Annotated in this window: 10 protein-coding genes; all 10 read left to right on the top strand. The window is 64.0% G+C overall.

Features of this window, described 5'->3' with window-relative positions; translation table 11 throughout:
* Positions 1–34 precede the first annotated feature (34 nt).
* Genes ccmA through LVS58_RS24745 form a run of 10 tightly spaced genes read left to right on the top strand, consistent with a single transcriptional unit; the run spans position 35 to position 7,380 of the window.
* Positions 35–667, top strand: coding sequence for a cytochrome c biogenesis heme-transporting ATPase CcmA (ccmA, locus tag LVS58_RS24790; RefSeq protein ID WP_003254385.1), 633 nt, complete (start codon positions 35–37; stop codon positions 665–667).
* Complete coding sequence (ccmB, locus tag LVS58_RS24785; RefSeq protein WP_012051653.1) at positions 664–1,332, top strand: heme exporter protein CcmB; 669 nt, start codon at positions 664–666, stop codon at positions 1,330–1,332. The genes ccmA and ccmB overlap by 4 nt, the downstream gene beginning before the upstream one ends.
* Positions 1,333–1,378: 46 nt before the next feature.
* A complete protein-coding gene (locus tag LVS58_RS24780; RefSeq protein WP_233693221.1) occupies positions 1,379–2,146 on the top strand; it encodes a heme ABC transporter permease in 768 nt (255 codons plus the stop codon).
* On the top strand, positions 2,143–2,319 hold the full coding sequence (ccmD, locus tag LVS58_RS24775; protein WP_003254380.1) for a heme exporter protein CcmD: 177 nt from the start codon (positions 2,143–2,145) through the stop codon (positions 2,317–2,319). Before LVS58_RS24780 ends, ccmD begins: the two co-directional genes overlap by 4 nt.
* Positions 2,316–2,771, top strand: coding sequence for a cytochrome c maturation protein CcmE (gene ccmE, locus LVS58_RS24770; protein ID WP_233693220.1), 456 nt, complete (start codon positions 2,316–2,318; stop codon positions 2,769–2,771). Before ccmD ends, ccmE begins: the two co-directional genes overlap by 4 nt.
* Positions 2,768–4,756, top strand: a complete 1,989-nt coding sequence (locus LVS58_RS24765) for a heme lyase CcmF/NrfE family subunit (RefSeq protein WP_233693219.1) — start codon at positions 2,768–2,770, stop codon at positions 4,754–4,756. Before ccmE ends, LVS58_RS24765 begins: the two co-directional genes overlap by 4 nt.
* Entirely contained in the window at positions 4,753–5,289 is a 537-nt protein-coding gene (locus LVS58_RS24760) for a DsbE family thiol:disulfide interchange protein (protein ID WP_233693218.1), read from the top strand. The genes LVS58_RS24765 and LVS58_RS24760 overlap by 4 nt, the downstream gene beginning before the upstream one ends.
* The gene (locus LVS58_RS24755) at positions 5,286–5,762 is read left to right on the top strand and encodes a cytochrome c-type biogenesis protein (RefSeq protein WP_233693217.1); all 477 of its coding nucleotides are present in this window, start codon (positions 5,286–5,288) and stop codon (positions 5,760–5,762) included. The genes LVS58_RS24760 and LVS58_RS24755 overlap by 4 nt, the downstream gene beginning before the upstream one ends.
* Positions 5,755–6,951, top strand: coding sequence for a c-type cytochrome biogenesis protein CcmI (gene ccmI / locus LVS58_RS24750; RefSeq protein WP_233693216.1), 1,197 nt, complete (start codon positions 5,755–5,757; stop codon positions 6,949–6,951). Before LVS58_RS24755 ends, ccmI begins: the two co-directional genes overlap by 8 nt.
* Positions 6,952–6,963: 12 nt before the next feature.
* Positions 6,964–7,380: a hypothetical protein gene (locus LVS58_RS24745; RefSeq protein WP_233693215.1), complete on the top strand. Its 417-nt coding sequence runs from the start codon at positions 6,964–6,966 to the stop codon at positions 7,378–7,380.
* The last annotated feature ends 305 nt before the right edge of the window (positions 7,381–7,685 follow it).

The following is a 7,685-nucleotide window of genomic DNA, read 5'->3' as shown; positions in this document are numbered from 1 at the left end:
CGCTCCAAATCCCTCCTAAAGATAAGGCGAAACCGTGACCCTTCACCTCCAAGCCGCGGGCCTGGCCTGCGAGCGCGACTGGCGCCTGCTGTTCGAACAGCTCGATTTCGAGCTGGGCGCCGGCGACATGCTGCAGATCAGTGGCCCCAACGGCAGTGGCAAGACCAGCCTGTTGCGCCTGCTGGCCGGGCTGATGCAGCCGACGGCCGGGCAGATTCTGCTGGGTGGCAAGCCATTGGCAGAGCAGCGTCATGCCCTGGCCAGCGCCCTGCTGTGGATTGGCCACGCCGCCGGCATCAAGGACTTGCTCACCGCCGAAGAAAACCTCACCTGGCTGTGCGCCCTGCACCAGCCGGCCAGCCGCGAGGCGATCTGGGCGGCATTGGAGGCGGTCGGCCTGCGCGGTTTCGAAGACGTCCCCTGCCATACCCTGTCAGCCGGTCAGCAGCGCCGGGTGGCCCTGGCCCGGCTGCACCTGGCTTGCCCGCCGCTTTGGATCCTTGACGAGCCGTTCACCGCACTCGACAAGCAAGGCGTGGCGCAACTCGAAGCGCACCTGGCGGCCCACTGCGAGCAGGGCGGCACGGTGGTGCTGACGACTCACCACACACTGGAACGCAAGCCCTCCGGTTACCGAGAACTGAACCTGGGGCAATGGGCTGCATGAGCGTATTCATCTTGTTGCTGCGCCGCGAAGCGCGCCTGCTGTTCCGTCGCCCGGCCGAACTGGCCAACCCGTTGGTGTTCTTCGCCATCGTCGTGGCCATGTTCCCGTTGGCGGTCGGCCCGGAAAGCCAATTGTTGCAAACCTTGTCGCCGGGCCTGGTCTGGGTGGCGGCATTGCTGGCCGTGCTGCTGTCGCTGGACGGCCTGTTCCGCAGCGATTTCGAAGACGGCTCGCTGGAACAATGGGTGCTGTCGCCGCACCCACTGGCGTTGCTGGTACTGGCCAAGGTGCTGGCGCACTGGATCTTTTCCGGGCTGGCGCTGGTATTGTTGGCGCCACTGCTGGCACTGATGCTGGGGCTGCCAAGCCATTGCCTGCCGGTGCTACTCGGTTCACTGCTGCTGGGTACGCCGGTATTGAGCTTGCTGGGCGCGGTAGGTGCGGCGCTGACAGTCGGCCTTAAACGCGGCGGTTTGTTACTGGCGTTGCTGATTCTGCCGTTGTATATCCCTGTATTGATCCTGGGCAGTGGTGCGTTGCAAGCGGCGTTGCAAAATATGCCGGCAACCGGCCATCTGCTCTGGCTCGCCAGCCTGACGGCCCTGGCCGTGACCCTGGCACCCTTTGCGATAGCGGCCGGCCTGAAGATCAGCGTCGGCGAATAACGAGTCCCGGGCTCTCAAGCCCGGCAAATACCCTGGATGTACCCTGATGAAAATAAGCTGGACGTGGTTCCACAAGCTGGGCTCCCCGAAATGGTTCTATGCCATCAGCGGCCGCATGCTGCCGTGGCTGGCCGGTGCTGCCGTGCTCCTGCTGCTGGTCGGCATCACCTGGGGCCTGGCCTTCGCCCCCCAGGACTACCAGCAAGGCAACAGCTTCCGCATCATCTATATCCATGTGCCGGCGGCGATGCTGGCGCAGTCCTGCTATGTGCTGCTGGCGGTGGCCGGGGTGGTGGGGCTGGTGTGGAAGATGAAACTGGCCGACGTCGCCCTGCAATGTGCCGCGCCCATTGGCGCCTGGATGACCGCCGTGGCGCTGGTTACCGGCGCCATCTGGGGCAAGCCGACCTGGGGCAGCTGGTGGGTGTGGGATGCCCGCCTTACGTCCATGCTCATCCTGCTGTTCCTGTACTTCGGCATTATTGCGCTGGGCCAGGCGATCAGTAATCGTGACAGTGCGGCCAAGGCCTGTGCGGTGCTTGCGATTGTCGGTGTGGTGAATATCCCGATCATCAAGTATTCGGTGGAGTGGTGGAACACCCTGCACCAGGGCGCCACCTTTACCCTTACCGAAAAGCCGGCGATGCCGGCCGAAATGTGGCTGCCGCTGCTGTGCACGGCGCTGGGGTTCTACTGTTTCTTCGGCGCCGTACTGCTGCTGCGCATGCGCCTTGAAGTGCTCAAGCGCGAAGCACGCGCCAGTTGGGTCAAGGAGGAAGTATTGAACAGCCTGGGGCGGAGGTCCGCACAATGAGCTTTGCCACCTTCGGTGACTTTCTCGCCATGGGCCACCATGGCCTGTACGTGTGGTCGGCCTATGGCATCTGCCTGGCGGTGCTGGCGCTGAATGTCGGTGCGCCACTGCTGGCTCGTCGTCGCTATCTGCAAGAAGAGGCGCGCCGTTTGCGCCGGGAGAACAACCAGTGAATCCGCAGCGCAAGAAACGCCTGTTGCTCATCGTCGGCCTGCTGGTCGGCGTCGGGGTTGCCGTCGGCTTTGCCTTGAGCGCATTGCAGCAGAACATCAACCTGTTCTACACACCGACCCAGATCGCCAACGGCGAAGCCCCGCTGGACACACGCATCCGCGCCGGCGGCATGGTGGAGAAAGGCTCGGTGCAGCGCTCGGCCGACTCGCTGGACGTGCGTTTCGTGGTAACCGACTTCAACAAGTCGGTCCCCATCACCTACCGCGGCATCCTCCCCGATCTGTTCCGCGAAGGGCAGGGCATCGTCGCCCTTGGCAAGCTCAATAACGACGGTGTGGTGGTAGCCGATGAAGTGCTGGCCAAGCACGACGAGAAATACATGCCGCCCGAAGTCACCAAGGCCCTGAAGGAAAGCGGCCAGGCCGCTACCGGCGGGGAGACGAAACCATGAACGCAGCGCTGGTAATCCCCGAACTGGGCCAGTTGGCGATGATTCTGGCCATCTGCTTTGCCGTCGTGCAGGCCAGTGTGCCGCTGCTTGGCGCGTGGCGTGGCGACAGCCTGTGGATGAGCCTGGCGCGGCCGGCAGCGTGGGGGCAGTTCGCCTTCCTGGCGTTTGCCTTTGCCTGCCTGACCCATGCCTTCATGACAGACAATTTCTCGGTCGCCTATGTGGCCAGCAACTCCAACAGCGCCTTGCCCTGGTACTACAAGTTCAGTGCGGTGTGGGGCGCCCATGAGGGGTCGTTGTTGCTTTGGGCGCTGATCCTCGGCGGCTGGACCTTTGCCGTGTCGGTGTTCTCCCGGCAGTTGCCGCAGGTGATGCTGGCCCGCGTGCTGGCGGTAATGGGCATGATCAGCGTGGGCTTCCTGAGCTTCCTTATCATCACTTCCAACCCGTTCCAGCGCCTGCTGCCGCAGGTGCCGACCGATGGCCGTGATCTCAACCCGCTGCTGCAGGACTTTGGTCTGATCGTTCACCCCCCCATGCTCTACATGGGCTACGTGGGCTTTTCGGTGGCCTTCGCGTTCGCCATCGCCGCCTTGCTCGGCGGCCGGCTGGACGCTGCCTGGGCGCGCTGGTCGCGGCCGTGGACCATCGTCGCCTGGGCTTTCCTGGGGGTTGGCATCACCTTGGGGTCGTGGTGGGCCTATTACGAACTGGGCTGGGGTGGCTGGTGGTTCTGGGACCCGGTGGAAAACGCCTCATTCATGCCTTGGCTGGTGGGCACCGCACTGATCCACTCGCTGGCGGTGACCGAGAAACGCGGCGTGTTCAAGAGCTGGACCGTGCTGCTGGCAATTGCCGCCTTCTCGCTGAGCCTGCTAGGTACCTTCCTGGTGCGTTCCGGCGTGTTGACCTCGGTGCACGCGTTTGCCGCCGACCCGTCGCGGGGCATTTTCATCCTGTTTTTCCTGCTGTTCGTGGTCGGCGGGTCGCTCACCCTGTTCGCCTTGCGCGCACCGGTGGTCAAGAGCCAGGTCGGTTTCGCCCTGTGGTCGCGTGAAACGCTGCTGCTGGCCAACAACCTGGTGCTGGTGGTGGCCGCCTCGATGATTCTGCTTGGCACTTTGTACCCGCTGGTGCTCGACGCGCTGACCGGGGCCAAGCTGTCGGTCGGCCCACCGTACTTCGATGCCTTGTTCCTGCCGCTGATGGCGCTGCTGATGGTGGTGCTGAGCGTGGGCGTGGTGGTGCGCTGGAAGGACACCCCGGGCAAATGGCTGGTCAGCATGATGACCCCGGTATTGATCGGCAGTGCCATCCTTGCCCCGGTCGCCGGCTTTATCGTCGACGACTTCGACTGGCCCACCCTGACCGCCTTCGCCCTGGCCGCCTGGGTGGTGCTTGGCGGGCTGCGTGACATTTTCGACAAGACCCGGCACAAGGGCCTGGTCAAAGGCCTGCCGGGCCTGGGCCGCAGCTACTGGGGCATGCAACTGGCGCACCTGGGCCTGGCGGTGTGTGCGCTGGGCGTGGTGCTGTCCAGCAACAACAGCGCCGAGCGCGACCTGCGCATGGCGCCGGGCGAAAGCGTGGAGCTGGGTGGCTACCACTTCCTGTTCCAGGGCGCCAAACACTTCGAAGGGCCGAACTTCATCTCTGACAAGGGCACTGTCGTGGTCAGCCGCGATGGCCGTGAAGTGACCACCTTGCACCCGGAGAAGCGCCTGTACACCGTGCAGCAGTCGATGATGACCGAGGCGGGCATCGACGCCGGCTTTACCCGTGACCTGTACGTCGCGCTTGGCGAGCCACTGGAGAATGGCGCCTGGGCTGTGCGTGTACATATCAAGCCTTACGTCCGCTGGATCTGGCTGGGCGGTCTGCTGACCGGCCTGGGCGGGTTGCTGGCGGCCCTCGACCGGCGCTACCGCGTCAAGGTCAAGACCCGGGTGCGTGATGCCCTGGGCGTGTCTGGAGCAGCTGCATGAAGCGTTGGATCATGGTAGTGCCCCTGGCAGTGTTCCTGCTGGTGGCGGTGTTCCTCTACAAGGGGCTTTTCCTCAAGCCCGACGAGCTGCCTTCGGCAATGATCGGCAAACCGTTCCCGGCGTTTTCCCTGGCTTCGACACAGGGGGACCGCACCCTGACTGCGGCTGACTTGCAGGGGCGCCCGGCACTGGTCAACGTGTGGGCCACCTGGTGCCCGTCGTGCAAGGTCGAGCACCCGTACCTGAACCAGCTGGCACAGCAGGGGGTGGTGATCCATGGGGTCAACTACAAGGATGACAACGCCGCCGCGCAGAAGTGGTTGGCCGAGTTCCACAACCCCTATCAGCTGGATATTCGTGACGAACAGGGCAGCCTGGGCCTCGACCTTGGGGTGTATGGGGCGCCGGAAACCTTCCTGATCGATGCCAAGGGCATCATCCGCTACAAGCACGTGGGCATCGTCGATGCCACGGTCTGGCGTGAACAGCTGGCGCCGTTGTACCAGGGCCTGATCGATGAGGCCAAGCCATGAGGCGCTGGCTGGCAGCTGCGGTGCTGGGCATGAGCCTGGCCGGTGTGGCCAAGGCGGCTATCGACACCTACCAGTTTCGCGACGAGGCCGAGCGCGAGCGTTACCAGCAGTTGACCAAGGAACTGCGCTGCCCCAAGTGCCAGAACCAGGACATTGCCGACTCCAACGCGCCGATTGCCGCCGACCTGCGCCGGGAAATCTTCCGCATGCTCGGTGAGGGCAAGAGCAACGAGCAGATCATTGATTTCATGGTCGACCGTTATGGCGATTTCGTGCGCTACAAGCCGGCGCTCAGCGGGCGTACCTGGCTGCTGTGGTTTGGCCCGGGGATCTTGCTGGCCGGTGGCTTCGTGGTGCTGGCGGTGATCGTGCGCCGGCGCCGGGGGGCGGCCGTGCAGGGCGCCGATGAGTTGTCTGCCGAAGAACGCGAGCGTCTCGCCAAACTGCTGGAAAAAGAACAGACCCATGATTGAATTCTGGCTTAGCGCGGGCCTTCTGCTGCTCGCTGCCCTCAGCTTTTTGCTGCTCCCGATCCTGCGCGGCCGCCGTCGCCAGCAGGAAGAAGACCGCACGGCCCTGAACGTGGCCCTTTACCAGGAACGTGTCGCCGAGTTGGCGGCCCAGCAAGCCGCCGGTGTGCTTGATGAGGCGCAGATGGCCAAGGGCCGGGACGAGGCAGCGCGCGAGCTGCTGGCCGATACCGAAGGCGCCGAGGCCCCGCGCCAGGGGCATTTGGGCAAGGCCCTGCCGCTGCTGGCTGCAGTGCTGGTGCCGCTGATGGCGCTGGGGCTGTACCTGCATTTTGGTGCGGCCGACAAGGTGGCGCTGACCCAGGAGTTTGCCGAGGCACCCAAGTCGATGGAAGAAATGACTACGCGCCTTGAGCGCGTGGTGCAGGCCCAGCCGGATTCGGCCGAGGCCATGTATTTCCTTGGCCGGGCCTACATGGCCGAGCAGCGCCCGGTCGACGCCGCGCGTACGTTCGAACGGGCTGTGGCCCTGGCCGGTCGCCAGCCCGAGCTGCTGGGGCAATGGGCGCAGGCTCTGTACTTTGCCGCCAACAAGCAGTGGAGCCCGCAATTGCAGGCGCTGACCGACGAAGCGCTGAAGGCTGACCCCAACGAGGTGACCAGCCTGGGCCTGCGCGGTATTGCCGCGTTTGAAGGCGAGCGTTATCAGGAAGCCATCGACTACTGGAAGCGCTTGCTGGCGCAGTTGCCAGAAGGTGATGCCTCGCGAGCGGCCCTGCAGGGCGGTATCGACCGCGCTGCCGAGCGCCTGGGCGGCGCGCCGGCGCAGGCTACCGAGCCTGCACCTGTGGCGGCTCGCCTGAAAGTGCGGGTGGAATTGGCGGCTGCCTTGAAGGACAAGGTCAAGCCGGACGACACGGTGTTTATCTTCGCACGCGCCAGCAATGGCCCGCCGATGCCACTGGCGGCCAGGCGGGTAACCGTGGCGCAGTTGCCGATCGAGGTGGAGTTGTCTGATGCTGATGCGATGATGCCGCAGATGAAACTGTCGCACTATGCTGAAGTCCAACTGGTTGCACGTGTATCACGCGCTGGTCAGCCTACCCATGGTGAGTGGATTGGCCAGGGTGCCCCGTTGCCTAGCGCCACCCAGGCTACCCAGCGCCTGACCATCGACAGTCCAGACCAGTAAGAGAGCAATGCCATGCACAGCACCGTCCGCCTGACCCTGATTACCCTGGCCCTGGGTTTGTCTGCGTGTACGGTGCACGAGCCGTACGAGCAGCCCGCGCCACCGATTGAGCGTGTGCCGCCATCGGGGCCGGTGGTCAAGCCCTTGCCGGGTGGGCAGCCTTCCACTCAGCCGAGCAAGCCGGCGGCGATACCCAAGCCCATGCCGCGTACCTCGGCCAGCTTTGCGCCACCGCCTGGCGGGGCAAGCCACTGGGATCCCAGGCTGGGTGTATATGTGTTGGAGAAGCAGCCCAATACCTTCTACCGGCAGCGTACCTACTATCGGTTTAATAACGGCTGGAGCTGGTCGTTGAGCCCGAATGGGCCTTGGCAGGAAACTGACAGCAGTGGTGTACCAGGTGGGTTAGGGCGGGCGTTCGCGCAGTAACGCTGTTTCTGCTTTTGCTTGTAAGCGCGCGATAGTTCAGGCGACGCAGATTGCGACTTCAGGAGGCCGAGCGTAGGGCTTGCGAAGGGAGGCGACGGGCATGGATGCCCGTCAAGCGCTTAATCCATAGTGAACCGTCCAACTTTCGAGGGTCAGTTCGCGTAAGGGCAGAACGGTGACTATGCCCCACCTGCGCGAATGAATACCTACTCGATGTGGATGCCTCATCCAAGAAGCCAAGAAGCCAAGAAGCGAACTCGTTGTTTTGACTCAGCGAACCGTCCGTTTTCGATGGCGACGCCAAC

This window comes from Pseudomonas sp. JR33AA (assembly GCF_021378985.1).
Taxonomy (GTDB): domain Bacteria; phylum Pseudomonadota; class Gammaproteobacteria; order Pseudomonadales; family Pseudomonadaceae; genus Aquipseudomonas; species Aquipseudomonas alloputida.
Note: the sequence above shows the minus strand (reverse complement) of the source record. Positions and strands in the feature narration are given on the sequence as shown.

What these genes read in the sequence shown, in the direction of transcription:
- ccmB (WP_012051653.1), top strand. Translation starts at nt 664, where the DNA reads ATGAGCGTATTCATCTTGTTGCTGCGCCGCGAAGCGCGCCTGCTGTTC.
- LVS58_RS24755 (WP_233693217.1), top strand. Translation starts at nt 5,286, where the DNA reads ATGAGGCGCTGGCTGGCAGCTGCGGTGCTGGGCATGAGCCTGGCCGGT.
- LVS58_RS24765 (WP_233693219.1), top strand. Translation starts at nt 2,768, where the DNA reads ATGAACGCAGCGCTGGTAATCCCCGAACTGGGCCAGTTGGCGATGATT.
- ccmD (WP_003254380.1), top strand. Translation starts at nt 2,143, where the DNA reads ATGAGCTTTGCCACCTTCGGTGACTTTCTCGCCATGGGCCACCATGGC.
- LVS58_RS24745 (WP_233693215.1), top strand. Translation starts at nt 6,964, where the DNA reads ATGCACAGCACCGTCCGCCTGACCCTGATTACCCTGGCCCTGGGTTTG.
- LVS58_RS24780 (WP_233693221.1), top strand. Translation starts at nt 1,379, where the DNA reads ATGAAAATAAGCTGGACGTGGTTCCACAAGCTGGGCTCCCCGAAATGG.
- ccmI (WP_233693216.1), top strand. Translation starts at nt 5,755, where the DNA reads ATGATTGAATTCTGGCTTAGCGCGGGCCTTCTGCTGCTCGCTGCCCTC.
- LVS58_RS24760 (WP_233693218.1), top strand. Translation starts at nt 4,753, where the DNA reads ATGAAGCGTTGGATCATGGTAGTGCCCCTGGCAGTGTTCCTGCTGGTG.